The sequence below is a fragment of the Candidatus Poriferisocius sp. genome, from assembly GCF_965219775.1.
In the GTDB taxonomy this organism is placed as follows: domain Bacteria; phylum Actinomycetota; class Acidimicrobiia; order Acidimicrobiales; family Bin134; genus Poriferisocius.
The window spans coordinates 122324-147748 of sequence record NZ_OZ244793.1 but is presented as its reverse complement, the minus strand read 5'-3'; the positions used below and the strand labels follow the sequence as shown (position 1 = coordinate 147748).

Below are 25425 nucleotides of genomic sequence, written 5' to 3'. Positions count from 1 at the left end.
GGTCCACTCATCGGTCGGTCAGTCCGAAGGTGGTCTTCAGGGCCTGGTGGAAACCCCGGCGCCCCAGCGTGACCAGCCGGGCCGGTCGATCCGACACCGACACCGCCAGCGAGCCCCCCTCGCCCAGCTCCCCCAGGGAGCGGCCGTCCACCGCCACCGCAGCCGGTCGGTCGCCCTGCACGTGGATCACCAGTTGGCTGGACGGCAACAGCACCAGGCTCCGGTCGAACAGGGTGTGGGGCGCCACCGGGGTCAGGATCAACGCCCCCATGGTGGGGGCCACGATCGGCCCGCCGGCCGACAACGAGTAGGCTGTGGAGCCGGTGGGGGTGGCCACGATCAGCCCGTCGGCGGCGTAACTGGTGAAGTAGTCCCCGTCGATGTGGACGGCCAGGTGGACGGTGCGGCCGCTGTGCACCTTCTCCACGATGGCCTCGTTGAGGGCGCCCACCTCGGTGCCGTTCCCCAGCCGGCAGCGCAGCCGGATGCGTTCTTCGATGTGGTAGTCGCCGGCCAGGAACTGCTCGATGGCGGCGGGGGCGTCCTCCGGCTCGGTGCCGGTCAGGTAGCCCAACGAGCCGTAGTTGACGCCCAGCACGGGCACCCCCTCATCGGCCACCGCGGTGACCGCCCGCAACATGGAGCCGTCCCCGCCCAGGCTCACCGCCACGTCCAGCTTCTCGCCGATGCCGTCGACGGGGCAGGCCAAATCGGTGCGCCCCACCGCCGCCGCGGGCTCGGGCGGCAGGCGAATCCGATGACCGTCCGCGTCCAACCGGTCGATGAGCCGACGGGCCAGCTCGAGCGCTTCGGGCCGATCCACGTGGACGAACAGGGCAATGGCAGCCACCGCGGAGAGGCTATTCGCCGTCGGCGACACATTGGGCCACCAGGTGGGAAACGCGCACCGGCGACGGGATCCCGCCCTTGCGCAGACACAAGAAGAACTCCACGTTTCCCTGGGCACCCTGCAGCGGTGAGGCAACGGCGGCCTGGGGGGCGAGGTCGGTGGCCACCGCCGCGTCCAGCACCCGGTGGAGGGCGGCCTCCCACAGCTCGGGGTCGCGAATGACGCCCCGGCCCTTGGCGGCGTGGCGGCGCCCCACCTCGAACTGGGGCTTGACCAACACCACCACCGGCGCGCCCGGTGCCGCCAGACCGGCCAGAGCAGCCATGACCGACGTCAGCGAAATGAAGGACACATCGGCGGTCACCACGTCGAACGGCGCCCCGATGGCCTCGGGGTCCACGTGGCGGACGTCAGCGCGCTCGTAGAGGGTGACGCGGGCGTCGGCCGCCAGGCGTTCGTGCATCTGGTCTCGCCCCACGTCCACGGCCACCACTTGGGCGGCGCCCTGCTGCAAGAGGCAGTCGGTGAACCCACCGGTGGACGATCCCACGTCGCAGCACCGGCGGCCGGTGACCGCCAGGTCGAACGCCGCCAGGGCACCCTCCAACTTCTGGCCGCCCCGGCTCACGTAGCGGGCCGGTGGTCCGGCCACCTCCAGGGCATCACCGGGCAACACCAGGTGGGCGGGCTTCTGCGCCACCGCTCCGTTCACCCGCACCCGGCCGTCGGCCACCGCCTCGGCGGCCCGTTCCCGGCTGGTAGCCAGGCCGCGCCGAACCAGCTCCGTGTCCAGCCTGCGGCGCGCCCGGTTGGTCACACGGGGTCGAAGCCCATCTCGTCGACCAGCGCGGCGAGGTCCGGGGCGCAGTACCGGGGCTCCGGGCTCACCGGCAGGTCGTCGGCCCCGGTCACCCCGCTCAGCACCAGCGCGAACTCGTACCCCAGCGCTCGGGCGAACAGTCCGTCGGAGTCGGGGCGGTCCCCCACCACCACCCCGGTGGGGCCGATCCGGCCCCGCACGCACTCCACGATGGGTGGGTTGGGCTTGCCGGCCATGGTGGGCACCGCCTCGGCGGCGGCCGCCACCGCGGCCAGAAGGGAGCCGCCCCCGGGTTCCAGCCCCCGCTCGGTGGGGTAGCTGGGATCGTGATTGGTGCCGATCAAGCGGGCCCCGCCCCGCACCGCCCGCATGGCCCGGCCCAGGGTGTCGTAGTCGAATCCGGGATCGAGGCCCACGATCACCGCGTCGGCGGGGCCGGCGGCACACACCGTGGCGCCTGCGGTCTCCACCGCTTCGACAATGCCGGGACCCCCCACCACCATCACCCGTTCCCCCGGCTGGATCAGGCGGCCCGCCGCGGTGGCCGAGGTGACCACCGCCCCGGCGGCGTCGATGCCGCAGGCGGCCAACTTGGCTTCCTGCTCGGCGGTGGTCAGAGCCGACAGGTTGGTGACGAACACCACCGGGACTCCGGCACGGCGCAGCCCGTCCACCGCTTCGGCCGCCCCGGCAATGGCGGTCCCTCCCAGCCAGATCACCCCGTCCAGATCCAGCACCCAGCCGGCGCCGGGGGGTGGCGCCAACCGGCCGGCGGTTTCGCTCAGGAGACTTCCCACGTGGGCCGGGAGTGCAACAGGGCCTCCAGATCGCCGGGACCGGATTGCTCCTGGGCCAAGGCGAGCTGCTTGCTGGCCTCGGTGGCGTACTCCGACCGCTCCACCGCCCGGAACACGCCGATGGGGGTGGGCTCGAACGGGCCCGCCGACAGCCGGGACAGGGCGAAGGCCAGGCTCGGGTCCTGGCGGGTCTCGTCGTGGACCAACAGGGCCGACTCGCCGACGGTGGCCACGTCCACCACCTCGGCGGTGCCCTGGGCGTTGATCACCACGCCCTTCTCGTTGTCGTCGCCGAAGCGGATGGGCCGGCCGTGCTCCAGGTGGATGAGCATGGACGACCGCTTGTCCTTCTTGGTGATGGCCCCGAACGCCCCGTCGTTGAACACGTTGCAGTTCTGGAACACCTCCACGAAGGCGGCGCCGGGGAAGTCGTGGGCCCGTCGGAACATGTCCATCATGTGCTGGCGATCCATGTCGTGGGTGCGGGCCACGAAGCTGGCCTCGGCCCCCAGGGCCACCGAGATCGGGTTGAACGGCTCGTCGATGCTGCCCGCAGGCGTGGACTTGGTGACCTTGCCGATCTCGCTGGTGGGCGAGTACTGGCCCTTGGTCAGGCCGTAGATCTGGTTGTTGAACAACAAGATGTTGAGGTTCACGTTGCGGCGCAGCGCGTGCAGCAGGTGGTTGCCGCCGATGGACAGCATGTCGCCGTCGCCGCCCACCACCCACACGTGCAACTCGGGGCGGGCCATGGCCAATCCGGTGGCCAACGCGGGCGCCCGACCGTGGATGCCGTGTACCCCGTAGGTGTTCATGTAGTAGGGGAACCGGGCGGCGCACCCGATACCCGAGACGAACACGGTCTCCTCCCGACGAACCCCCAACTCGGGCATGAGCAACTGCACCGCGGTCAGAATCGAGTAGTCCCCGCAGCCGGGGCACCAGCGGACTTCTTGGTCGCTGGTCCAGTCGGCTTTGGTGGTGGTGGGAACGTCAGTCATCCGAAGACTCCATCGGGTGGTCGGCCACAGCGGCCTCGGTCGAGCGGGGAGCGTCAGTCATCGAGGGCTCCGACGATGTGGGCGTGCAACTCGGCGGCGGTGAAAGGTACCCCCTCCACCTTGGCGACCGACCGGGCGTCCACCAGGAACTCGGCCCGGATGACCCGGCAGAACTGGCCCAGGTTCATCTCCGGCACCAGCACCTTGGGATAACGCCGCAGGATGTCGCCCAGGTCGCCGGGCAGGGGGTTCAGGTGGGTGACGTGGGCGTGGGCCACCTTGTGTCCCTCGGAACGGGCTCGCATGACCGCGCTGGTGATGGCCCCCCAGGTGGAACCCCAGCCCACCACCAGCAGATCGGCGTCGTCCACGTCGCCCTCCAGCATGGTGGGAGGAATGTCGTGGGCGATGTGGGCGATGCGGTCCTGGCGCAGCTTCACCATGTAGCCGTGGTTGTCGGGCTCGTAGTTGATGTTGCCGGTGCCGTCCTCCTTTTCGATGCCGCCGATGCGGTGGGTGAGACCGGGCGTGCCGGGAACCGCCCAGGGACGGGCCATGGTCTCGGGGTCGCGCAGATAGGGCCAGTACGCCTCGGTGCCGTCGGCCTCGGTGTGGTTGGGGGCGGTGGCGAACTCCACCGTCAAGTCGGGCAGCGTGGCCACGTCGGGCAGGCGCCAGGGCTCACTGCCGTTGGCCAGGTAGCCGTCGGACAGCAGGATCACCGGGGTGCGGTACTTGAGGGCGATGCGGGAGGCCTCGATGGCGGCGAAGAAGCACTGCGAGGGGCTGTAGGCGGCCACGATGGGCACCGGCGATTCGCCGTGGCGACCGTACATGGCCTGCATGAGATCGGCGCTCTCGGTCTTGGTGGGCAGTCCGGTGGACGGTCCGCCCCGCTGGATGTTGATCACCAACAGGGGCAGCTCGAGGCTCACGGCCAGCCCGATGGTCTCCCCCTTGAGGGCGATGCCCGGCCCGCTGGTGGTGGTCACCCCGAGGTTGCCGCCGAACGAGGCGCCCAAAGCGGCGCAGACCGCGGCGATCTCGTCCTCGGCCTGCAGGGTGCGGACGCCGAAGTTCTTGCGCTGGCTCAGCTCGTGGAGGATGTCGCTGGCCGGGGTGATGGGGTAGGAGCCCAGGAACAAGGGGACCTTGGCCCGCTGGCTGGCGGCCACCAGCCCCCACGACAGGGCGGTGTTGCCGTTCACGTTGGTGTAGGTGCCCGGTTCCAGCACGGCGGGCTTCACCTCGTAGGTGAAGTCGAACAGCTCGGCGGTCTCCCCGAAGGCCATGCCCGCCTTGAAGGCGGCGGTGTTGGCGTCGGCGATCAGTTGCTGGCGCTTGAACTTGGCCGAGATCCACTCCAGGGTGGGCTCGGCCGGGCGGTTGTAGAGCCAGGAGAGCAGGCCGAGGGCGAAGAAGTTCTTGGACCGCTCGGCGTCACGGGGCTTGACCCCCAGGTCCTTGCAGACCTCCTTGGTGATGGTGGTCATCGGCACCCGGAACAGGGTGTAGTTGTCCAGGCTGCCGTCGTCGAGGGGATTGGTCTCGAAGCCGGCCTTGGCCAGATTGCGCTCCACGAAGGCGTCCTGGTTGACGATGACCGTTCCGCCGAACTCCAGGTGGACCAGCTCCTTGCGGAGGGCCGCCGGGTTCATGGCCACCAACACGTTGGGGGCGTCGCCCGGCGTGGTGATGTCGTGATCCGACACCTGCACCTGGAAGGCCGACACCCCGGCCAGGGTGCCCTGGGGGGCCCGGATCTCGGCGGGGAATTCGGGCAGGGTGGCCAGGTCGTTGCCGAACAAGGCGCTGGCGCTGGTGAAGCGGTCGCCGGTGAGCTGCATTCCGTCGCCGGAGTCCCCTGCGAAGCGAACCACCAGCCGGTTCATCTCGCGCGTCCCGATGGTTCTCGGCACGGTGTCAGTCACGGAATCCTCCTTGATCCCAGATGGCCCTTCGCCCCAGCGACGCCGAGTTCAGAGGCTACCCACTGCGCCCCCTCAAGTGGCACATCCTCGTCGGCCCCAGAGCGAGTCTGCCTCGAAGGCTGCTCCGCTCCCACCGGAGATGGGGGCGGGATGTTCAGGCGATGGTGACGGACTGATTGAGGTAAACGTCCTGGATGGCGTGGAGGAGTTCCACGCCGTCGGCCATCGGGCGTTGGAAGGCCTTGCGGCCGCTGATCAGGCCGAGGCCCCCGGCCCGCTTGTTGATCACCGCGGTGCGCACCGCCTCGGCCAGATCGCCGGCGCCCGATGAGGCCCCGCCGGAGTTGATGAGCCCGATGCGGCCCATGTAACAGTTGGCCACCTGCCAGCGGGTGAGGTCGATGGGGTGGTCGGTGGACAGCTCGTCGTAGACCAGCGGGTGGGTCTTTCCGAACCCCAAGGCGGTGTAGCCGCCGTTGTTCTCGGGGAGCTTCTGCTTGATGATGTCGGCCTCGATGGTGACCCCCAGGTGGTTGGCCTGGCCGGTCAGATCGGCCGAGGCGTGGTAGTCGGTGCCGTCGACCTTGAAACCCGAGTTCCGCAGGTAGCACCACAGCACGGTGAACATCCCGCATTCGTGGGCCCGATGGAAGGCCTCGGCCACCTCCTGGAGCTGGCGATTGGACTCCTCGGAACCGAAGTAGACGGTGGCGCCCACGCCCGCCGCCCCCAGGTCGTAGGCCTGTTCCACCGACCCGAACATCACCTGGTCGAAGGTGTTGGGGTAGGTGAGCAGTTCGTTGTGGTTCAGCTTCACGATGAAGGGAATGCGGTGGGCGAAGCGGCGAGAGGTGGCCCCCAACACGCCGAAGGTGGAGGCCACCGCGTTGCAGCCCCCCTCCACGGCCAGCTCCACGATGCCGGCCGGGTCGAAATAGCGGGGGTTGGGGGCAAACGAGGCCGCCCCCGAGTGTTCGATGCCCTGATCCACCGGGAGGATCGACACGTAGCCGGTGCCCCCCAGCCGGCCGTGGTCGAACAGGGATTGCAGGTTGCGCAGCACCTGGGGGGAACGGTCGGTGACCGCCATCACCCGATCCACGAAGTCGGGGCCGGGGAGGTGGAGATCCTCCCGGGGGATGGTCTTGGACTGGTGCCCGAGCAGTGACTCGGCCTCCTCACCCAACAGTGCTGCGATGTCCACGATCTGCGCTCCTTTGCGCCCGGTGCCGACGACACCTCACCTTACCGGCGGGCCGAAATCGCCTGGGGCATTCCCGAAGGACTTTTCTCCGTCGAAGGGTGGATTCGTTGCTACCGAAGAGCGGCCAGCCGCTCGGCCACGTCCACGTAGAGTTCGTCCTGGTCCCTCAACCAGCCGAACAGCTCGCGGGCCCGGGGAATCTCCCCAGCCCGCTCGCACAGATCGGCCAGGGCGTAGGCCTGCCGCAGATGATGCTCCTTGGCCCGTCGGGGCAACTGAAAGTCAACCGAGAGGAGGCGAACCGCCTCGGTGAGCTGCCCTCGGTCGCCCAGGGCCCCGGCCGCCACGATCCGGCCCTCGGTGAGCACCGCCTTGCTCGCAGACGAAGCCCGCAACTCGGCCCACAGATCGCCGACGTCCGCCCATCGTTGCTGGGCCCGGTGACAATCGGCCAGAACCGGGTGGAGGTCGGTGCGGCCGGTGAGCTCTCGCAATGCCTCCAGTTCCACCGTGGCCGCCGCCCAACGCCCCAGCCGGTACAGGGTCAGCCCGGTCAGCTCCCGCACCTCGGGCACCCGGGGGGCATCCTTGGCCATACCGTCCAGGGTCTGCCAGGCCTTGTGAAAATCCTCCACCCCAAAGGCGGCTTCGGCTCGCTCCAGCCGCTGGCGATAGCGCGGGGCGTGGCGAGGGCCCACTGCCTCCTCCAGGGATTGCGCCTTGGACACCGGACCGCCGTCGGGCAACGGCCCACGCCGACGGCCTCGGGAGAAGCCGTCCGACGAACCGGCGACGACCTCATCCAGGCCGCCCCGCTGCACCGCCTCGTGGGCCTCGGCCCGCAACTGCCGACTTCGGGCCTGTCGGGCCGCTCTGCGCTCCGCTCGAAGACGAGCCTCCTCCACTTCCTCGGGCGATCCCTCAACGGCCTCCGCTTCAGGCCCGGTCGGCTTTTCGGATTCCAAGGGCGGCTCCACCACCTTGGCCGCCCCCTTGCGGGCCACCGCTCCCATCCCCCGAGGTCCCTTGGGGGGAGCCGGAACCGACGTTTCACGACCACGCGGCCGCCCGCCGGAAGTTCTTCTGCCTCGCGGCGGGCCATCCTTGCCGCGGGTTTGCGGCCCACGGGCTCTGTTGCCCTGGCGCCCCGACGGGCCCGACGGCACTCGGTTCTGCTGGGTCCGCTTCTGCGGAGGTCTCTTGCGATTTGCGGGCCTGCGAGCAGACCCTCCTCCGGAGGACACGGTGTCAGCCTACCGGAGCGATTGCCTCACACCACCCGCAAACGAAAGCGGGGAGCCGATCGGCTCCCCGCGTGTGCGAAATCCGGCGGCGACCTACTCTCCCAGGGCGTCTCCACCCAAGTACCATCGGCGCTGGTGGGCTTAACTTCCGTGTTCGGAATGGGAACGGGTGTGACCCCACCGCCATCGCCACCGAAACCTTTTCTGTTCTTGACACGAGGGAGTGCCTCAAGAACTCCATAGCGAGCACAAGCAACTGTCCGAATTCGAGTTGATGTAGAACCAAGCCCTCGGCCGATTAGTACCGGTCAGCTAAACATGTCGCCATGCGTACACTTCCGGCCTATCAACGTGGTGTTCTGCCACGGGCCTTACCCGGTTATCCCGGTGGGTGATCTCATCTTGGAACAGGCTTCCCACTTAGATGCTTTCAGCGGTTATCCTTTCCGCAGGTCGCTAACCAGCCATGCCCTTGGCAGGACAACTGGCACACGAGAGCTGCGTCCGTCCCGGTCCTCTCGTACTAGGGACAGCCTTCCTCAAATCACCTTCGGCTACAGAGGATAGGGACCGAACTGTCTCACGACGTTCTAAACCCAGCTCGCGTACCGCTTTAATGGGCGAACAGCCCAACCCTTGGGACCTGCTTCAGCCCCAGGATGCGATGAGCCGACATCGAGGTGCCAAACCTTCCCGTCGATATGGACTCTTGGGGAAGATGAGCCTGTTATCCCCGGGGTACCTTTTATCCGTTGAGCGACGGCGCTTCCACACGCAACCGCCGGATCACTATGCCCAACTTTCGTTTCTGCTCGACCCGTCGGTCTCGCAGTCAAGCTCCCTTGTGCCATTACACTCGACGCCTGATTGCCAACCAGGCTGAGGGAACCTTTGGGCGCCTCCGTTACTCTTTGGGAGGCGACCGCCCCAGTCAAACTACCCACCTGACACTGTCCTCAACCCGGATAACGGGCCTAAGTTAGATGCCCAGCATGAGCAGAGTGGTATTTCAAGGTTGACTCCACACAAACTAGCGTCCATGCTTCCAAGTCTCCCACCTATCCTACACAACACATACCAAACACCAATATCAAGCTGTAGTAAAGGTCCACGGGGTCTTTCCGTCCTTCTGTAGCTAACGAGCATCTTTACTCGTACTTCAATTTCGCTGGGTCTGTGGTTGAGACAGTGGGAAAGTCGTTACGCCATTCGTGCAGGTCGGAACTTACCCGACAAGGAATTTCGCTACCTTAGGACCGTTATAGTTACGGCCGCCGTTTACCGGGGCTTAGGTTCAGAGCTTCGCCTTACGGCTAACCCCTCCCCGTAACCTTCCGGCACCGGGCAGGCGTCACAGCGTATACTGCGTCTTACGACTTCGCACGCTGCTGTGTTTTTAGTAAACAGTCGCTTTCCCCTGGTTTGTGCCACCCGATCAAGCTCCGGGCGCGAGGCCCATCACTTTACTGGGGTCATCCTTATCCCAAAGTTACGGATGTAATTTGCCGAGTTCCTTAACCACAGTTCTCCCAATCGCCTTGGTATTCTCTACCTGCCCACCTGTGTTGGTTTGGGGTACGGGCGCTGTGAAAGCTCGCTAGCGGCTTTTCTTGGCAGTACAGGATCAGTGACTTCACCTCATGCGGTTCGGTATCACGCCTCAGGCTTCATGAGGACCGGACTTACCTGGGCCTCACCCTACACGCTTACCCCAGGACAACCATCGCCTGGGTTCACCTACCTCTCTGCGTCCCCGCGTTGCTGGCCGCTCCGGTGTGGGTCGGTTTCTCCTGTCCCTTACCGGGACAGGCATCCCCTTAGCAACACCGGTTAAGCCTGGACGCGTTCACAGCGGTACCGGAATATCAACCGGTTGTGCATCGACTACGCCTGTCGGCCTCGCCTTAGCTCCCGACTCACCCTGGGAGGATTAGCCTTCCCCAGGAACCCTTGGGCTTTCGGCGGAAAGGTTTCTCACCCCTCTCTCGCTACTCATACCAACATTCTCACTCGGCCTCAGTCCACGTCAGCTTACGCTGCCGCTTCACTCCAAGACCGACGCTCCGCTACCACTCCTGCCGTACGGCAGAAATCCGCAACTTCGGTTTCTAGCTTTAGCCCCGTTACATTGTCCGCGCAGGATCACTCGACCAGTGAGCTGTTACGCACTCTTTCAAGGATGGCTGCTTCTAAGCCAACCTCTTGGCTGTCTGTGCAATCCCACATCGTTTACCACTTAGCTAGAAATTAGGGACCTTAGTTGGCGGTCTGGGCTGTTTCCCTTTCGACCCCGAAGCTCATCCCCCGGGGTCTCACTGCTGTGCTCTGGAACCATGGCATTCGGAGTTTGGCTGAGGTCGGTAAGCTTGTCGGCCCCCTAGCCCATCCAGTGCTCTACCTCCATGGTTGAACGCACAACGCTGCACCTAAATGCATTTCGCGGAGAACCAGCTATCTCCGGGTTTGTTTGGCCTTTCACCCCTATTCACAGGTCATCCGCCCAGTTTTCAACCTAGGTCGGTTCGCGCCTCCACGGAGTCTTACCCCCGCTTCACACTGCCCATGAATAGATCACCCGGCTTCGGGTCTACGGCATGCGACTGTACGCCCAGTTATGACTCGCTTTCGCTCCGACTTCCCTTCACAGGTTAATCTCGCCACATACCGTAACTCGTTGGCTCATTCTTCAAAAGGCACGCCATCGCGATCTCAGATTGATGATCCGAAGATCATCGGGTTGAGACGACGCTCTGACTGCTTGTAAACCAACGGTTTCAGGTACTATTTCACTCCCCTCCCGGGGTACTTTTCACCTTTCCCTCACGGTACTAGTTCACTATCGGTTGCCTACATATACTTAGCCTTACGAGGTGGTCCTCGCAGATTCACGCCGAATTACACGGCAACGGCGCTACTCGGGGACACTCAGCGAAGTGTGCAGTAGTTTCGTGTACGGGGCTCTTACCCCCTGCGGCTCGCCATTCCAGAACGATTCCACTACCACGCACGTTTGTAACTTCGTGGAGGATCTGGCGCTCCTCCTCTGAGGCCCCACAACACCGGACCGGCAACGCCACCAGGCTATTCCACCGGCACGGTTTAGGCTCTTCCCTTTTCGCTCGCCGCTACTAAGGGAGTCGCGGTTGCTTTCCTTTCCTACAGGTTACTTAGATGTTTCAGTTCACCTGGTTCCCTCTACCGGTGCTATGTGTTCACACCGGAGTGATACCCCGTGACGGGTATCAGGTTTCCCCATTCGGACATCCCCGGATCGAAGCTCAGTCGGCAGCTCCCCGAGGCTTATCGCAGCCTCTCACGTCCTTCATCGGTCGTAGGCACCAAGGCATCCACCGTTGGCTCTTCGTAGCTTGGAAGATTCATACATCGAAGAACTCTTATTCGATCAGATGCTCGTGCTCGCTATGCAGTTCTCAAAAGGCTCCAGAGGGTGCCCGCCGGCGGTGTGCCGGTCGAACAGAGCCTCGAGCGTGAAGGTCACGCTCCCTCAAAACGGAAGAGAGAACAGGAGCAGCCAGTGCATCAACTGGGAGTATCCGAACTTGTCCCCCCCGGGTGGCGGAAACAAGCGGAAACGGAACTCCTTAGAAAGGAGGTGATCCAGCCGCACCTTCCGGTACGGCTACCTTGTTACGACTTCACCCCAATCGCCAACCCCACCTTCGGCAGCTCCCTCTCAAAAGAGTTAGGCCACTGACTTCGGGTGTTGCCGACTTTCGTGGTGTGACGGGCGGTGTGTACAAGGCCCGGGAACGTATTCACCCCGGCGTTGCTGATCCGGGATTACTAGCGACTCCGACTTCATGGAGTCGAGTTGCAGACTCCAATCCGAACTGAGACCGGTTTTAAGGGATTCGCTCCACCTCGCGGTGTCGCTGCCCGTTGTGCCGGCCATTGTAGCATGTTTGCAGCCCTGGATATAAGGGGCATGATGACTTGACGTCGTCCCCACCTTCCTCCGAGTTGACCCCGGCGGTCTCCTACGAGTCCCCACCATAACGTGCTGGCAACATAGGACGAGGGTTGCGCTCGTTGCGGGACTTAACCCAACATCTCACGACACGAGCTGACGACAGCCATGCACCACCTGTGTACGGCCCCGAAGGACACCATATCTCTATGGCTTTTCCGTACATGTCAAACCCAGGTAAGGTTCTTCGCGTTGCCTCGAATTAAGCAACATGCTCCGCCGCTTGTGCGGGCCCCCGTCAATTCCTTTGAGTTTTAGCCTTGCGGCCGTACTCCCCAGGCGGGGCACTTAATGCGTTAGCTACGGCACGGAACCCGTTGATAAGGCCCCACACCTAGTGCCCAACGTTTACGGCGTGGACTACCAGGGTATCTAATCCTGTTTGCTACCCACGCTTTCGCTCCTGAGCGTCAGTACCGGCCCAGAGTGCTGCCTTCGCCGTCGGTGTTCCTCCTGATATCTGCGCATTTCACCGCTACACCAGGAATTCCACACTCCTCTACCGGACTCTAGTCATAGCAGTATCGGATGCAGTCTTAGGGTTGAGCCCCAACCTTTCACATCTGACTTACTAAACCGCCTACGAGCTCTTTACGCCCAATAATTCCGGACAACGCTCGCCCCCTACGTGTCACCGCGGCTGCTGGCACGTAGTTGGCCGGGGCTTCTTCTGCAGGTACCGTCATTTTCGTCCCTGCTGAAAGGGGTTTACAACCCGAGAGCCTTCATCCCCCACGCGGCGTTGCTGCGTCAGGCTTTCGCCCATTGCGCAAGATTCCCCACTGCTGCCTCCCGCAGGAGTCTGGGCCGTGTCTCAGTCCCAGTGTGGCTGATCGTCCTCTCAGACCAGCTACCCGTCAATGCCTTGGTGAGCCGTTACCTCACCAACAAGCTGATAGGCCGCGAGACCCTCCCGAAGCGCCGGAGCATTTCCTCTGCCGATCATGCGATCAGCGGAGGGCATCTGGTATTAGCCACAGTTTCCCGTGGTTGTCCCAGTCTTCGGGGCAGGTTCCTCACGTGTTACGCACCCGTTCGCCACTTGGTCATTGCCCGAAGGCGACCTCGTTCGACTTGCATGTGTTAGGCACGCCGCCAGCGTTCGTCCTGAGCCAGGATCAAACTCTCCGTCAACATCTCGGGCTGCATCTCCCCGCGGGGGGCGCAACCGTCGATCAGGTGCTCGTCTCGCGTCAGAACCTCGGCGAGACAAAGCGATTCCGGAAAGTCACGAGGGTCGAGACCCTCCCTGACTTGGTTTCCTTGGAATTGTGTCAGGTCGACGACATGGTCGCGAGGTGCGCCCCGCCGTCGCCCGCACTGGCTTTTCCGTCCTCTCTTCCGTTTTCAAGGAGCGTGAGGCGGTTACCCGAGTGGGAGCACCGCTTCGGCCCGGACCAGCCGGACCTTGCTCTGCCGCTGGGGCCACCCGAGGGAGACCCTTGTCAGAGGCGGGTGCTCACGCTACCGGCCCTGACCGCAAGCGTCAACTCAACCGCTGGACTTTCCGAGGCCTCTCCGTCCGGCGGCGTCCGGTCACGAAACCGGAGGCACTCGCAGCAGGTGGTGGCGGCGCTTGCCCCGCCGGAGCAGCAGGTACCGCCCCCGCAGCAGGCAGTCGGTCGACACCGCCGGGGCCTCGGCGGACACCCTCCGGTTGTTCACGTACACCGAGCCCTCCGACAACCCCCGACGGGCATCCCCCTTCGAGGTGGCCAGCCCGGTGGTGGCCAGCAGGGTCACCAGATCGAAGGCGCTGGCATCCGGGTCGAACCCTCCATCAGGGGTCAGGATCAGGTCGGTGGTGGGCACTTCGGCGGCCACCGCTTCGAAGGCGGCCTCGTCCATGTCGTCCACCGGGGAGCCGAACAGGATCCGGGCCGCGTTCTCGGCGGCGCCGGCCGCGGCCCGACCGTGAATCAAGGTGGTCACCTCGTTGGCCAGGGTGTGCTGGGCTGCCCGCCGTTCGGGATGTTGCCGGTGGGCCTCCACCAATTCGGCGATCTCGGACACCGGCAGCAAGGTGAACTCCAACAGGCGCGACGCCACATCCTCGTCGGCCACCTGCACGAAGTACTGGTGGAAGCGATAGGGACTGGTCTGGCGGGGATCGAGCCACACGGCCCCGTCGGCCGTCTTTCCGAACTTGGCCCCGTCCGCCCGGGTGAGCAACGGCCAAGTGAGACCGTGGACCGACGTACCGGCCCGACGGCGGATGAGGTCCACGCCCGCGGTGATGTTGCCCCACTGATCGGAGCCCCCGATCTGCAACTCGCACTGCCGGTGGGTGTGCAGCCACCAGTAGTCGTAGGCCTGCAGCAGCATGTAGGTGAACTCGGTGAAGGAAATCCCGCTGTCGCTCTCGAACCGGCTGCGCACCGAGTGCTTGGCCGCCATCTGATTCACGGTGGCGTGCTTGCCGACGTCCCGCAGGAATTCGATGAGCGTGATGTCTCGGGTCCAGTCGTAGTTGTTGACCAGCTCGGCGCCGCCGTCGAAGTCGAGCAGCTTCTCCAACTGGCTGCGGATGCCGGCGAGGTTGGCGGCCAGCGTGTCGTCGTCGAGCAGGCTGCGTTCACCGGCCCGCCCGCTGGGATCGCCCACCATCCCGGTGGCCCCGCCCACCAGGGCGATGGGCCGGTGGCCCGCTTCCTGGAAGCGCCGCAAGACCAGCACCCCGATGAGGTTGCCCAAGTGCAGGGAGCTGGCCGTAGGGTCAATGCCGTGATACACCCCGATCGGTCCGCTGCCCAGCCGCCGGACCAACTCGTCCCGGTCGGTGGTGTCCTGCACCAGGCCGCGGGCTTCCAATTCCTCCAGCACCGAGCGAATGCTAGCGGTACGGGCCGGCGACCTTGGGTGCCGGTGGCGAGGTTGAGCCGATCCAGTCGGAGCGTGCGGTAGATGGCGGACAGGAAGCGGGCGGTGCGGGTGGTGGGCCTCGCGGTCGTGTTGCTGTTTGCCGTGTTCTGGATCGGGGCCACCATCTGGTTCTTCGGTGACGAGAATCCGGATCTCCTGGACGACCGGGAATGGGTCGACCGGGCCGAGGAACGGTGTGCGGAGGCCCGCTCCGCCCTGGAACGGCTCCCCGGCGCTCGCGACGCCGTGGACCTGGACGACCGGGCCGATCAGATCGAGGCCTCCACCGGGGTGCTGGCCGACATGACCGCTGACCTGGCGGCGACGCCACCGGCAGGCGACGACGACCGGGAGCTGGTGGGTTTGTGGCTGGGAAGCTGGGACGTGTACCTGGGCGACCGCTTGGCCCATGCCGAGGCTTTGCGGGCGGGTGAGGACCGTCAGTTCCGGGTGACCGTGGATCCCGAACGAGGCGACGGGGTGGACGCCCTGTTGGACGCTTTCGCCGGCCGCAACCGGATGCCCTCCTGCGGCGATCCGCTCGACATCGGCTGAGGCTCAGCCGGTCAAGCCTGGATCACCCCGGTCGATCCTCGATCACCGGGAACGGAATCTCGCCGGCTTGGGCGATGGCGCCGAGGGCGATCAGGCCGGGGTCGCAGCCCATGTCGGCCAGTCCGTCCAGCGGCACCCAGCGCAGGGCCTGGGACTCGTGGTTGGGCTGGGGTTGGGCGTCGGCCGGGGCCAGCACCAGGAACCTCACGTCGTAGTGGAGGTGGGCGTCCTCGGTGGGCGGGGCCACCCGGTGGATGTCGAGTTGCACCGGGGTGGGATGGATGCGCAGGCCCGGGATGCCGGTTTCCTCGGTGGCCTCTCGCAACGCCACCCGAGCCAGGTTGCCGTCGCCGTCGGCGTGTCCGCCGGGCTGCAGCCAGCGGCCCAGCTTGGTGTGCAACAACAGCAGCGTCTCGGTGCCGGTGGCGTCCAGCACCAGCGCCGAGCCGGTCAGATGCCCCGGACGACAGCGCCGGTCCAGCGCATCGGGATGGGCATTCATCAAGGCCAAGAACCGCCCCACCAGCGGATCATCCATTCCCCCCAGCACCAGCCGAGCCTCCTCCAGGTCGTTACCTCCACCGAGACCGGCGTCACCACGAACCGTCACGAAGGCCTCGAAACGTCGGGGGAGGCGGGGACGTTCCAGCGCCAGGGACGGTCGGCGGCTCGGGTCACCCCGACTCGACCGGTTTGTGTCGGAGCGGCGGGGGGCGGGGTGCCGTCGTCTCGGATCTCGATGCCGTGCGAGGCCGACACCAGATCGGCGCCGTTGTGGTCGCCGTCGATGCCCAGGGCGGCGGTGAGTTTGGCCGGGCCGCTGCACAGGTCTCGGTCCCGGCGGGCTTTGGGACGGCGTTCCCGCATGACCTCCACACCGTCCAGGGGGGTCAGCGCCCGCAGCAACACGGCGGCACACTCGCCGTCGGCCCCGCACACCACGTTGGCGCACCAGTGCATGCCGTAGGTGAAGTACACGTAGAGCTTCCCCGGCGGGCCGAACATCACCTCCGTTCGAGGAGTCATCCCCCGGTACCCATGGCTGGCCGGGTCATCGGCCCCGCCGTAGGCCTCCACCTCCACGATCCGACCCCGGCAACCCCCCGCCACCAACACCTTGTTCAACAACTCCGGCGCCACCACCAACACATCCCGACCAAAGAACCCCTCACCCAGCCGCATCGACACGAGACTACGGCAGAGGACTCCCGCCCTTGTGGCCTGTTCGCTGCCCAGTGGGCGGGGTGGTCAGTCGGCCTGGGCGGCGGCCGGGGGATCGTCAGCGAGGGGCGACGGCCAGAACCCCAGGTGCCCCTCGATGCGGGACAAGCGCTCCCGAACGTCTGCCAGCCCCCCTGACAGCTCGAAGTAGACCTTCTCGATGAGTTGCCGGGTCTCCCTGTGCATCTCCAGGTTCTCCCGGCGGACCTCCTCAATGAGTTCTCGGTTCTCCCGGCGGACCTCCTCGATGAGGTTTCGCATCGCCCTTTCCGACTCGTCGATACGGAGGTGTACCCCGAGGATGCTGACGTGCAGCATCCGCATGAGGGCGACCGCGAACGCCAACATCGCTCCCAGGACCGTCGCCAGAATGGGCCACAGGTCGGCAATCGTGAGGGTGGCGGCCTCCATCGCTGCGCACCCTATCACCACTCACGGTTCGAGGCAACAATCTTATTGTTTAGCTCTTTTCAGTATATTTCATCACTTGCCTCAAGCCACCCGCACCATGTCGTGGGAGAAGCGGTCGGCGTCGGCACCCAACCGGGCACCGAATCGCTCGATCTGGGCGGCCACCGGTGCGGGACCGGCGCCACCGGGCGTGGTCCGGCGGGTGACCGGGACGCCGGAGTCCAGCAATCCGGCGGCCTCCTCCCCCAATCGGGGGTCGGCTTGCACCAACTCGGCCAAGGGCGCCTCGCCCGCCAGGCTGCGGCGCACCAAGTCGCCGACCACGGCGTGGGCCTCCCGAAAGGCCATGCCGCCCGCCACCAGATGCTCGGCCAAGTCGGTGGCCGCCATGGTGGGGGCGTCGGCCGCCGCGGCCAAGGCTTCGGGGTGGAACTCGATGGTGGCCATCAGGCCGGTCACCGCCCGCAGGCCGAGGCGCACCTGATCCACTGAGTCGAACAGGGGCTCCTTGTCCTCCTGCAGATCGCGGTTGTAGGCCAGGGGCAGCCCCTTGAGGGTGGCCAGCAGACCGGTGAGGTGGCCGATCACCCGGCCGCTCTTGGCCCGAGCCAGCTCGGCCACGTCGGGGTTCTTCTTCTGCGGCAGCATGGAGCTGCCGGTGGCGTAGGCGTCGTCCAGAGTGGCGAAACCCACCTCGTCGGAGGTCCAGAACACGATCTCCTCACCGAGGCGCGACAGGTGCACCGCGGTCAACGCCAGGGCGAACAGCGCTTCGGCGACAAAATCGCGGTCGGACACGGCGTCGAGGGAGTTTTCGAAGCGGGCGGCGAAACCCAACGTGGCCGCCGTGTGGTCGGGATCGAGCGGCAGCGACGATCCGGCCAACGCCCCTGCCCCCAGCGGACACACGTCGGCCCGGGCCCGGGCGTCGGCCATACGGTCCACGTCACGGGCCAACGCCCAACCGTGGGCCAAGAGCTGGTGGGCCAACAGCACCGGCTGGGCCCGCTGCAGATGGGTGTAGCCGGGCAGGTAGGCGTCGCCCGCGGCTTGGGCCCGGTCCAGCAGCACTCGCTGCAGGCCGATCACGTCGCGCGCGGTCTCGGTCAGCGCCCGCTTCACAAACAGGCGCAGATCGAGCGCCACCTGGTCGTTGCGGCTGCGCCCGGTGTGGAGCTTGGCGCCGGCCTCTCCGGCCAACTCGGTCACCCGCCGTTCGACGGCGGTGTGTACATCCTCGTCGGTGGGGGCGAACACGAACTCCCCGGAGGCCAGCTCGGTCTCGGTCCGGTCCAAGGCTGCGGCCACCGCGTCGTGTTCGTCGGCGGTGAGCAGGCCCACTCGGTGCAGCATCTGCACGTGGGCCCGCGACCCGGCGATGTCGTCGGGGGCCAGTCGCACGTCGAACCCCACGCTGGCGGTGTAGGCCAACAGCTCCTCAGCGGGCTCGTCGCCGAAGCGTCCGTGCCACAGGGTGCTCACGGGCTCATCCCCCCCGTTGGGCCAAGGTCCGCAGCCGCAGGGCGTGGAGCTTGATGAATCCCTCGGCGTCGGCTTGGTGATAGGCCCCCTGGTCCTCTTCGAAGGTGACCACCGCCTCGTCGAACAGGCTGTGGTCCGACTGCCGGCCGGTCACCGCCACCGTGCCCCGATACAGCTTGAGCCGCACGGTGCCGTTCACCCGCTGCTGGGAGTGGTCGATGGCCGCCTGCAGCATCTGCCGTTCGGGGCTCCACCAGTAGCCGTTGTAGATGAGGGCGGCGTAGCGGGGCATCAGGTCGTCCTTGAGGTGGGCCACCTCTCGGTCCAGGGTGAGGCTCTCCATGGCCCGGTGGGCCTTCAACATGATGGTGCCGCCGGGGGTCTCGTAGCAGCCCCTGGACTTCATGCCCACGTAGCGGTTCTCCACCAGATCGAGCCGGCCGATGCCGTTGACCCCCCCGAGGCGATTCAGCTCGGCCAGCACCGCGGCCGGGGACAGGGGCCGACCGTCGATCGCGCAGATGTCCCCGGCCCGGAAGGTGAGCTCGATCTCGGTGGGGGTGTCGGGGGCCCGCTCGGGGGCGGTGGTCCAACGCCACATCTCCTCGGGGGGCTCGACCCAGGGATCCTCCAGCAGGCCGCCCTCATAGGAGATGTGCAACAGGTTGGCGTCCATGGAGAACGGCGAGCCGCCCTCCCGTTCGGCCTCGATGGGGATGCCGTGCTCGGCGGCGTAGGCCACCAGCTTCTCCCGTGAGCCCAGGTCCCACAGCCGCCACGGGGCCACCACCGCGATGTCGGGGTTGAGGGCGTAGGCCCCCAGCTCGAAGCGCACCTGGTCGTTGCCCTTGCCGGTGGCGCCGTGGGAGATGGCGTCGGCCCCGGTTTCCGCGGCGATCTCCACCAGCCGTTGAGCGATGAGCGGGCGGGCGATGGAGGTGCCCAACAGGTACTCCCCCTCGTAGAGGGCGTTGGCCCGGAACATGGGGAAGACGAAGTCGGCCGCGAACCGCTCCCGCAGGTCTTCGATGTAGATCTGCTCGACGCCCATGGCCTCGGCCTTGGCCCGGGCCGGTTCCAGCTCCTCACCCTGGCCCAGGTCGGCGGTGAAGGTGACCACCTCGCAGCCGTAGGTGTCCTGCAGCCATCGCAAGATGACCGAGGTGTCGAGCCCCCCGGAATAGGCCAGCACGATCTTGCGCAGTTCTCTGGGGTTCGGGGTCACGGGCTTTTCTCCATTTCCTTGGTAGCGGCCTCGGTGGTGGCATTGGGCTCGGTGGTGGCGGCCTCGGTGGTGGCATTGGGCTCGGTGGTGGCGGCCTCGGGATCGGGTGGGGTCGGGGTCGCCAACCCGGCCTGGGCCCGGAAGAACTCGGCCAACGGCCCGCCTCCGGCCTGCTCGGTGGCCACCACCAGCACGGTGTCGTCGCCGGCCACCGTGCCCAGCACCTCGGGCACCGAGGTGCGGTCGATGGCCGATCCCACCACGTGGGCCGATCCCGGCGGGGTGTTCAGCACCACCAGGTTGCCGGAGCAGCCCACGGCCACCACCCACTCCCCCAGCACCCGCCGGAGATGGTCGTCGGGGGCGATCTGCTCGGTGGGCAACTCGGGGATGGCGTACACCGATCCGCCGCCGGTGGGCACCTTCAGCGCCCCCAGGTCGTCGAGGTCGCGCGACACGGTGGCCTGGGTGGCCACCACGCCTTCGGCCGCCAACAGCTCCACCAGGTGGTCCTGACTGGACACCGACTCCCGGCGCAGGATTTGGGCGATCCGGTGTTGCCGCTGGTTCTTGCCCAGTCTCATGGCGTGTCCAGGAGGAGAGCCAGCAGGGCGCGGGCCGCGTGCATCCGGTTCTCGGCCTGGGGCCAGATGCGGCTCTGGGCGCCGTAGAGCACCTCGGGGGTCACCTCCAGGCCGGGACGGGCGGGCAGGCAGTGCAGGAAGATGGCGTCGGGGGCGGCCCGGCTCATCAACTGCTCGTCCACGGTGTAGCGACCGGCGAAGGCGTCCATCCTCTCGGCAGCTTCTTCCTCTTGGCCCATGGACACCCACACGTCGGTGTACACCGCGTGGGCCCCGTCCACCGCCTCGGCGGGGTCGTCCACCACCCGGGCGGGTCGGCCGGCGGCAGCGATGCGCTCGAGGTCGGCGTCGGCGAAGCGATGCCCTTCCGGGGTGGCCATGGCGAACTCGGCCCCCGCCACCGCGGCGCCGATGGCCAAGGACCGGGCCACGTTGTTGGCGTCGCCCACGTAGGCGATGGTGCGGCCCGCCACGTCCCCGAATTCCTGCTGCACGGTCAACAGGTCGGCCAACGCCTGCAGGGGGTGCGCGGCGTCGCTCAGCATGTTGACCACCGGCACCGGGCTGACCGCGGCCATGCGCTCCAACACCCGGTGGTCGAACACCCGAGCCCCGATGGCCGCGTGGTAGCAGGCCAGGGTGCGGGCGATGTCCTCGGCCGACTCCCGGGCGTCGATGCCCACCTCGCCGCCGGCGATGGACACCGGGTGGCCCCCGAGCTGCACCACCGCCATCTCCATGGAGTGGCGGGTACGGGCCGACGGCTTCTCGAACAACAGGGCCATGCCCCGGCCGGCCAGCACGGGTTTCTCCGGCGGGCGGGCGGCGGCGTCGAGCACGAGGGCCAGTTCGTCGGCGCTGAGGTCGTCCACCTCCAGCACGTGGCGCACCGGGGGCTTCACGACTTCAATACCCGGTCGAGCACGGCCACACCGTGGGCGATCTCGTCGTCGTCGATGATCAGGGGCGGGGCAATCCGCAACGACGTGGCCCCGGCGGTGCCCAGGACCAGCCCCTGGGCCATGGCTGCGCTCACCACCTCACCGGCGGGTCGCCCGCCGGCCAGTTCCACGCCCAACAGGAGGCCCCGGCCCCGCACACCGGCCACCCCGTCGAGGGCCTCCAGCGCGGCGGTCATCGTCGCCCCGGCGCCCGCCGCCTGGGCGGGCAGATCCAGCTCCTGCATCACCTCCAGCGTGGCATTGGCCGCCGACGCGGCCAGGGGCTGGCCGCCGAAGGTGGTGGCGTGGTCGCCGGGTTGGAAGGCGGCGGCCACCTCGGTGCGGGCCCAGCAGGCCCCGATGGGCATGCCGTTGCCCAGCGCCTTGGCCATGGTCACCACGTCGGGCTCCACCCCGTCGTGGTGGTGGGCGAACCAGCGACCGGTGCGGGCCAGCCCGGTCTGCACCTCGTCGAGCATGAACAACAGGCCCCGGTCGTCGCACAACTCGCGCACCGCCCGGAGGTACCCGTCGGAGGGCACATTGATGCCCCCCTCCCCCTGAATGGGCTCCAGCAGCACCGCGGCGGTGGTCTCGTCGACGGCCCGTTCCAGCTCGGCGATGTCGTCCCAGGGCACGTGGCGAAAGCCCTCGGGCAGGGGTTGGAAGGCCTCGTGCTTTTCGGCCTGACCGGTGGCGTGCAGCGTGGCCAGGGTTCGACCGTGGAACGACCGGCCCGCGCTGAGCACGGTGTGGCGACCCCGCCCGCCCCATTTGCGGGCCAGCTTGATGGCGCACTCGTTGGCCTCGGCCCCGCTGTTGGCGAAGAACACCTGGCCGGGCGCACCGCCCATCAGGTGATCGATGGTGCGGGCCACGTGCATCTGGGGCTCGGTGGCGTACAGGTTGGACACATGGCACAGGGTGCGGGCCTGTTCGGCCACCGCGTCGGCCACCCGGGGGTGAGCATGGCCGAGGCTGCACACCGCGATGCCGCTGAGAAAGTCCAGATAGCGGGTGCCCTGGCGGTCCCACAGCCAGCACCCCTGGCCTCGCACGAACATCACCGGTGGGGCTCCGTAGGTGGGCATGAGCGGGCAGTGCCCGGCTTCGGCGCCCACCGCGTCGGTGTGGGTGGTCATGGGGCGGCCTCCTTAGCCGGGTCGTGGGTCTCGGGGTCGGAGTCGGGGTGGTGCCGATCCGCGGACTCGGGGTCGGGGTCGGGGCGGACCATGGTGCCCACCCCGGCGTCGGTGAACAGCTCGAGCAGCAGCACGTGGGGGGTGGTGCCGTTCACCATGTGGGCGGAGGCCACCCCGTGGCGCACGGCATGGACGGCGGCTTCGGCCTTGGGGATCATTCCCCCGCTGAGCGTGCCGGCGGCGATCATCTCGTCGAGGTCGGCGGCGGTGGTCTCGCTGATGAGGGTGGTGGGGTCGTCGGGGTCGGCGTACAGACCCTCCACGTCGGTGAGGAACACCGCCTTGGCCGCGCCCAGCGCCCCGGCCAGGATCCCGGCCACCGTGTCGGCGTTGATGTTGAGAGCCTGGCCGGTGGCGTCGGCCCCGATGGTGGACACCACCGGGATCAGCCGCTCGTCCAAGAGCCGGTCGATGATGGCGGTGTTGACCGAGTCCACCGTGCCCACAAAGCCCAGCTCGGGGCTTTGCGCCCGGGCGGTGATGAGGCCCGCGTCCTCGCCGGAAACCCCCACCGCCCGCGGTCCGTGGACGTTGATGGCCGAGACGATGTCGCGGTTCACCCGGCCCACCAGCACCATGCGGGCGATGTCCAGGGTCTCCGCGTCGGTCACCCGCAACCCGTCCACGAATCGGGGCTGCAGTCCCAGCCGCTGCATCATCTCGCCGATCTGCGGGCCCCCGCCGTGGACCACCACCGGGCGGATGCCCACCGAGGCCATGAGCACGATGTCGGCGGCGAAGCGGGCCAGGTGGTCGTCGTCCAGTGCGCTGCCGCCGTACTTCACCACCACGGTGGCCCCGGAGAACCGCTGAATGTAGGGAAGGGCCTGGGTGAGCACCGACGCGGTGGCCTCGGGGCCGAGATCGCCCGAGTGCGTGGCCTCGGGGCCGAGACCCAGGGGGCCGCCCGCGGTGGCCTCGGGGCCGAGATCGCCCGAGTGCGTGGCCTCGGGGCTCATGAGGTGCCCATGTTCTCGTCGATGTAGGCGTGGGTGAGGTCGGTGGTGATGATGCGGGCCGACCCGTCGCCCATGCCCAGGTCGACGTGCAGGTCGAGGCGCCGATTGGTCATGTACCCGGCCAACTCGGGGGGATGGGCCGGTTCGCCGTGGCGATACACCACGTGGGGCCCGTAGGCGATGGTCAGCTTGGTGTGGTCGAAGGCCACCCCGGCCGCCCCCATCTCCGAGGCGATGCGCCCCCAGTAGGGATCTTGCCCGTACCAGGAGCACTTCACGAGCTGGCAGTTGGCCGTGTCCCGGGCCGCCTTGGCCGCCTCGGCGTCGGAAGCCGCCCCGGTGACCCGCAGGAACACCGTCTTGGTCGAGCCCTCGGCGTCGTCGGCCATCTGCAGGGCCAGGTGTTCGCACGCGGCGGCCACCGCCTCGGTCAGGGCGCTGGAGTCCACCGGGCCGGCCTGACCGTTGGCCAGGATCAGCACGGTGTCGTTGGTGGACTGGGCCCCGTCCACGGTGAGGGTGTTGAACGTGTCGGCCACGGCCGACCGCAGGGCGTGGCGGAGGGTGTCGGGGTCGGTGGCTGCGTCGGTCACCAGCACGGCCAACATGGTGGCCATGTTGGGCTCCAGCATGGCCGCGCCCTTGGCCATGCCGCCGACGGTGAAGCCGTCGCCGGTGACCACGGTCTGCTTGGGCACGGTGTCGGTGGTCATGATGGCCTCGGCGGCGTCGGGGCCGCCGTCGGGCGTCCGGGCCCCGGCTGCGGCGGCGATACCGGCCGACACGGCGTCCATGGGCAGGGCGTAGCCGATCAACCCGGTGGAGCACACCAGCACCTCGCTCGGGGCCACGCCGAGGGCGGCGGCGGTTTCGGCGCACATGCGGCGGGCGTCGGCCATGCCCTGGGCGCCGGTGGCCGCGTTGGCGTTGCCGCTGTTGAGCACCACCGCGGCGGCCCGTCCCCCGGTGGCGGCCAGGTGCTCCCGGCACACCAGCACCGGCGCGGCCGTCATCTGGTTGGAGGTGAACACCCCGGCGGCGCTGACCGCCGACCCGTCGGCGGTGGCCACCAGGGCCACGTCGGGCCTCCCCCCCGACTTGATCCCACCGGCCACCCCGGCGGCGGCAAATCCCGACACTGCGGTCACGCTCACGGATACACCCCCAGGGCGGTCAATCCGGTGGTCTCCTCCCACCCGAGCACGAGGTTGGCGCACTGCACGGCTTGGCCCGCCGCCCCCTTCACCAGGTTGTCGATGGCGCACAACACGATCACGGTGTTGGTACGAGCGTCGAAGCGGGCGGTGAGGTGGGCGGCGTTGGACCCGAGGGTGGCCTTGGTGGACGGCACCCGCTCGGACACCTCCACGAAGGGCTCGCCGGCGTAGAACCCGTCGAGGGTGGCCAGCAGGGACTCGGTGGAGGCCTCGCCTCGGGGTTTGGCGTAGCAGGTGGCCAGGATGCCCGGTTCATGGGGGCCAGGTGGGGGGTGAACAGCACCGACGCCCCGGTGGCCTGCTCGATTTCCGGGGTGTGGCGGTGATCCAGCAACCCGTAGGCGGCGAAGTTCTCGTCCACCGCGCAGAACGTGGTGTGGTCCTTGGGGGGGCGACCGGCGCCCGACACCCCGCTGGCGGCATCCACGATGATCCCCTCGGGCTCGATGAGGCCCCCACGGACCAGCGGGGCCAAGGCCAGGGCGGCGGCGGTGGGATAGCAGCCGGGCACGGCCACGGCGGTGGCGTCGGCCACCTCGTCCCGGAACAATTCGGGCAGCCCGTAGGCGAACGATCCCAGCAAGTCGGGGGCTTGGTGGGGGGCGCCGTACCACTGCCGGTACACGTCGGCGTCCAACAGGCGGAAGTCGGCGGCCAAGTCGATCACCACCGTGCCCCGGTCCCGCACCTCGGCGGCCAGGGACATGGACTGTCCGTGGGGCAGGGAGAGAAACGCCACCTCCACGTCGTCCAGCAGGCCCGGATCGTAGGCCTGGAACACCTGGTCGGCGCCGAGCGGGGCCAGGTGGGGGTAGAGGTCGGCCACCGGTCGCCCCGCCTGGGTGTCCCCGGTCACCACCCGCACGTCGAAATCGCCGTGGCCCGCCAGCAACCGCATCAGCTCCGCGCCCACGTAGCCCGAGGCTCCGAT

19 protein-coding genes, 3 rRNA genes and 2 pseudogenes are annotated in these 25425 nt (G+C 67.5%); 1 reads left to right on the top strand and 23 read right to left on the bottom strand.

Annotated features, from left to right (window positions below):
* Positions 1-7 precede the first annotated feature (7 nt).
* The 11 genes from ACOQPQ_RS00710 to tyrS form a co-directional block, all read right to left on the bottom strand.
* Positions 8-850, bottom strand: coding sequence for an NAD(+)/NADH kinase (locus tag ACOQPQ_RS00710; RefSeq protein ID WP_420637527.1), 843 nt, complete (start codon positions 848-850; stop codon positions 8-10).
* Positions 851-860: 10 nt separating this feature from the next.
* The gene (locus ACOQPQ_RS00705) at positions 861-1667 is read right to left on the bottom strand and encodes a TlyA family RNA methyltransferase (RefSeq protein ID WP_420637526.1); all 807 of its coding nucleotides are present in this window, start codon (positions 1665-1667) and stop codon (positions 861-863) included.
* The gene (locus tag ACOQPQ_RS00700) at positions 1664-2467 is read right to left on the bottom strand and encodes an HAD-IIA family hydrolase (protein WP_420637525.1); all 804 of its coding nucleotides are present in this window, start codon (positions 2465-2467) and stop codon (positions 1664-1666) included. The genes ACOQPQ_RS00705 and ACOQPQ_RS00700 overlap by 4 nt, the downstream gene beginning before the upstream one ends.
* A complete protein-coding gene (locus ACOQPQ_RS00695; protein WP_420637524.1) occupies positions 2452-3468 on the bottom strand; it encodes a 2-oxoacid:ferredoxin oxidoreductase subunit beta in 1017 nt (338 codons plus the stop codon). The genes ACOQPQ_RS00700 and ACOQPQ_RS00695 overlap by 16 nt, the downstream gene beginning before the upstream one ends.
* A gap of 53 nt (positions 3469-3521) precedes the next feature.
* Positions 3522-5414 carry a 2-oxoacid:acceptor oxidoreductase subunit alpha gene (locus ACOQPQ_RS00690; protein ID WP_420640332.1) on the bottom strand — a complete coding sequence of 631 codons (1893 nt, stop codon included), beginning with the start codon at positions 5412-5414 and terminating at the stop codon, positions 3522-3524.
* Between the two features lie 139 nt (positions 5415-5553).
* Positions 5554-6597, bottom strand: a complete 1044-nt coding sequence (locus tag ACOQPQ_RS00685; protein ID WP_420640331.1) for a class I fructose-bisphosphate aldolase — start codon at positions 6595-6597, stop codon at positions 5554-5556.
* A gap of 116 nt (positions 6598-6713) precedes the next feature.
* Positions 6714-7616, bottom strand: coding sequence for a hypothetical protein (locus ACOQPQ_RS00680; RefSeq protein ID WP_420637523.1), 903 nt, complete (start codon positions 7614-7616; stop codon positions 6714-6716).
* Between the two features lie 311 nt (positions 7617-7927).
* A 5S ribosomal RNA gene (rrf, locus tag ACOQPQ_RS00675) occupies positions 7928-8044 on the bottom strand.
* 81 nt (positions 8045-8125) lie between these two features.
* Positions 8126-11221, bottom strand: a 23S ribosomal RNA gene (locus ACOQPQ_RS00670).
* A 232-nt stretch (positions 11222-11453) separates the two neighbouring features.
* Positions 11454-12969 (bottom strand): 16S ribosomal RNA (locus ACOQPQ_RS00665).
* The 16S, 23S and 5S rRNA genes sit together here, the layout of an rRNA operon.
* Positions 12970-13371: 402 nt before the next feature.
* Complete coding sequence (gene tyrS / locus ACOQPQ_RS00660) at positions 13372-14658, bottom strand: tyrosine--tRNA ligase (protein ID WP_420637522.1); 1287 nt, start codon at positions 14656-14658, stop codon at positions 13372-13374.
* 81 nt (positions 14659-14739) lie between these two features.
* Between tyrS and ACOQPQ_RS00655 the strand changes: the two genes are divergently transcribed.
* Positions 14740-15252, top strand: a complete 513-nt coding sequence (locus tag ACOQPQ_RS00655; protein WP_420637521.1) for a hypothetical protein — start codon at positions 14740-14742, stop codon at positions 15250-15252.
* A 22-nt stretch (positions 15253-15274) separates the two neighbouring features.
* Here the strand turns inward: ACOQPQ_RS00655 and ACOQPQ_RS00650 are convergent, their stop codons facing one another.
* The 12 genes and pseudogenes from ACOQPQ_RS00650 to argC form a co-directional block, all read right to left on the bottom strand.
* Entirely contained in the window at positions 15275-15862 is a 588-nt protein-coding gene (locus ACOQPQ_RS00650; RefSeq protein WP_420637520.1) for an NUDIX hydrolase, read from the bottom strand.
* Positions 15859-16434 (bottom strand): DNA-3-methyladenine glycosylase, encoded by a 576-nt coding sequence (locus tag ACOQPQ_RS00645; protein WP_420637519.1) that lies wholly within the window; start codon positions 16432-16434, stop codon positions 15859-15861. The genes ACOQPQ_RS00650 and ACOQPQ_RS00645 overlap by 4 nt, the downstream gene beginning before the upstream one ends.
* A 66-nt stretch (positions 16435-16500) precedes the next feature.
* The gene (locus ACOQPQ_RS00640) at positions 16501-16884 is read right to left on the bottom strand and encodes a hypothetical protein (RefSeq protein ID WP_420637518.1); all 384 of its coding nucleotides are present in this window, start codon (positions 16882-16884) and stop codon (positions 16501-16503) included.
* Between the two features lie 81 nt (positions 16885-16965).
* Positions 16966-18366: an argininosuccinate lyase gene (gene argH / locus ACOQPQ_RS00635; RefSeq protein ID WP_420637517.1), complete on the bottom strand. Its 1401-nt coding sequence runs from the start codon at positions 18364-18366 to the stop codon at positions 16966-16968.
* A 4-nt stretch (positions 18367-18370) separates the two neighbouring features.
* Positions 18371-19591 (bottom strand): argininosuccinate synthase, encoded by a 1221-nt coding sequence (locus ACOQPQ_RS00630; protein ID WP_420637516.1) that lies wholly within the window; start codon positions 19589-19591, stop codon positions 18371-18373.
* Positions 19592-19731: 140 nt separating this feature from the next.
* A pseudogene (gene argR / locus ACOQPQ_RS00625) lies at positions 19732-20175 on the bottom strand (arginine repressor); the annotation flags it as partial.
* Complete coding sequence (gene argF / locus ACOQPQ_RS00620; RefSeq protein WP_420637515.1) at positions 20172-21077, bottom strand: ornithine carbamoyltransferase; 906 nt, start codon at positions 21075-21077, stop codon at positions 20172-20174. The gene argF and the pseudogene argR, both read right to left, overlap by 4 nt.
* Positions 21074-22258: an acetylornithine transaminase gene (locus ACOQPQ_RS00615; protein ID WP_420637514.1), complete on the bottom strand. Its 1185-nt coding sequence runs from the start codon at positions 22256-22258 to the stop codon at positions 21074-21076. The genes argF and ACOQPQ_RS00615 overlap by 4 nt, the downstream gene beginning before the upstream one ends.
* On the bottom strand, positions 22255-23277 hold the full coding sequence (gene argB / locus ACOQPQ_RS00610; RefSeq protein ID WP_420637513.1) for an acetylglutamate kinase: 1023 nt from the start codon (positions 23275-23277) through the stop codon (positions 22255-22257). Before argB ends, ACOQPQ_RS00615 begins: the two co-directional genes overlap by 4 nt.
* Positions 23274-24431 (bottom strand): bifunctional glutamate N-acetyltransferase/amino-acid acetyltransferase ArgJ, encoded by a 1158-nt coding sequence (gene argJ, locus ACOQPQ_RS00605; RefSeq protein ID WP_420637512.1) that lies wholly within the window; start codon positions 24429-24431, stop codon positions 23274-23276. The genes argB and argJ overlap by 4 nt, the downstream gene beginning before the upstream one ends.
* Entirely contained in the window at positions 24428-24553 is a 126-nt protein-coding gene (locus tag ACOQPQ_RS00600) for a hypothetical protein (protein WP_420640428.1), read from the bottom strand. The genes argJ and ACOQPQ_RS00600 overlap by 4 nt, the downstream gene beginning before the upstream one ends.
* Positions 24554-24586: 33 nt before the next feature.
* A pseudogene (gene argC, locus ACOQPQ_RS00595) lies at positions 24587-25392 on the bottom strand (N-acetyl-gamma-glutamyl-phosphate reductase); the annotation flags it as partial.
* Positions 25393-25425: the final 33 nt, after the last annotated feature.

Coding starts and splice junctions, on each gene's coding strand:
- ACOQPQ_RS00640 (WP_420637518.1), bottom strand. CDS start 16,884: ATGGAGGCCGCCACCCTCACGATTGCCGACCTGTGGCCCATTCTGGCG.
- ACOQPQ_RS00695 (WP_420637524.1), bottom strand. CDS start 3,468: ATGACTGACGTTCCCACCACCACCAAAGCCGACTGGACCAGCGACCAA.
- ACOQPQ_RS00645 (WP_420637519.1), bottom strand. CDS start 16,434: ATGCGGCTGGGTGAGGGGTTCTTTGGTCGGGATGTGTTGGTGGTGGCG.
- ACOQPQ_RS00655 (WP_420637521.1), top strand. CDS start 14,740: ATGGCGGACAGGAAGCGGGCGGTGCGGGTGGTGGGCCTCGCGGTCGTG.
- ACOQPQ_RS00680 (WP_420637523.1), bottom strand. CDS start 7,616: ATGGGAGCGGTGGCCCGCAAGGGGGCGGCCAAGGTGGTGGAGCCGCCC.
- argB (WP_420637513.1), bottom strand. CDS start 23,277: ATGAGCCCCGAGGCCACGCACTCGGGCGATCTCGGCCCCGAGGCCACC.
- ACOQPQ_RS00615 (WP_420637514.1), bottom strand. CDS start 22,258: ATGACCACCCACACCGACGCGGTGGGCGCCGAAGCCGGGCACTGCCCG.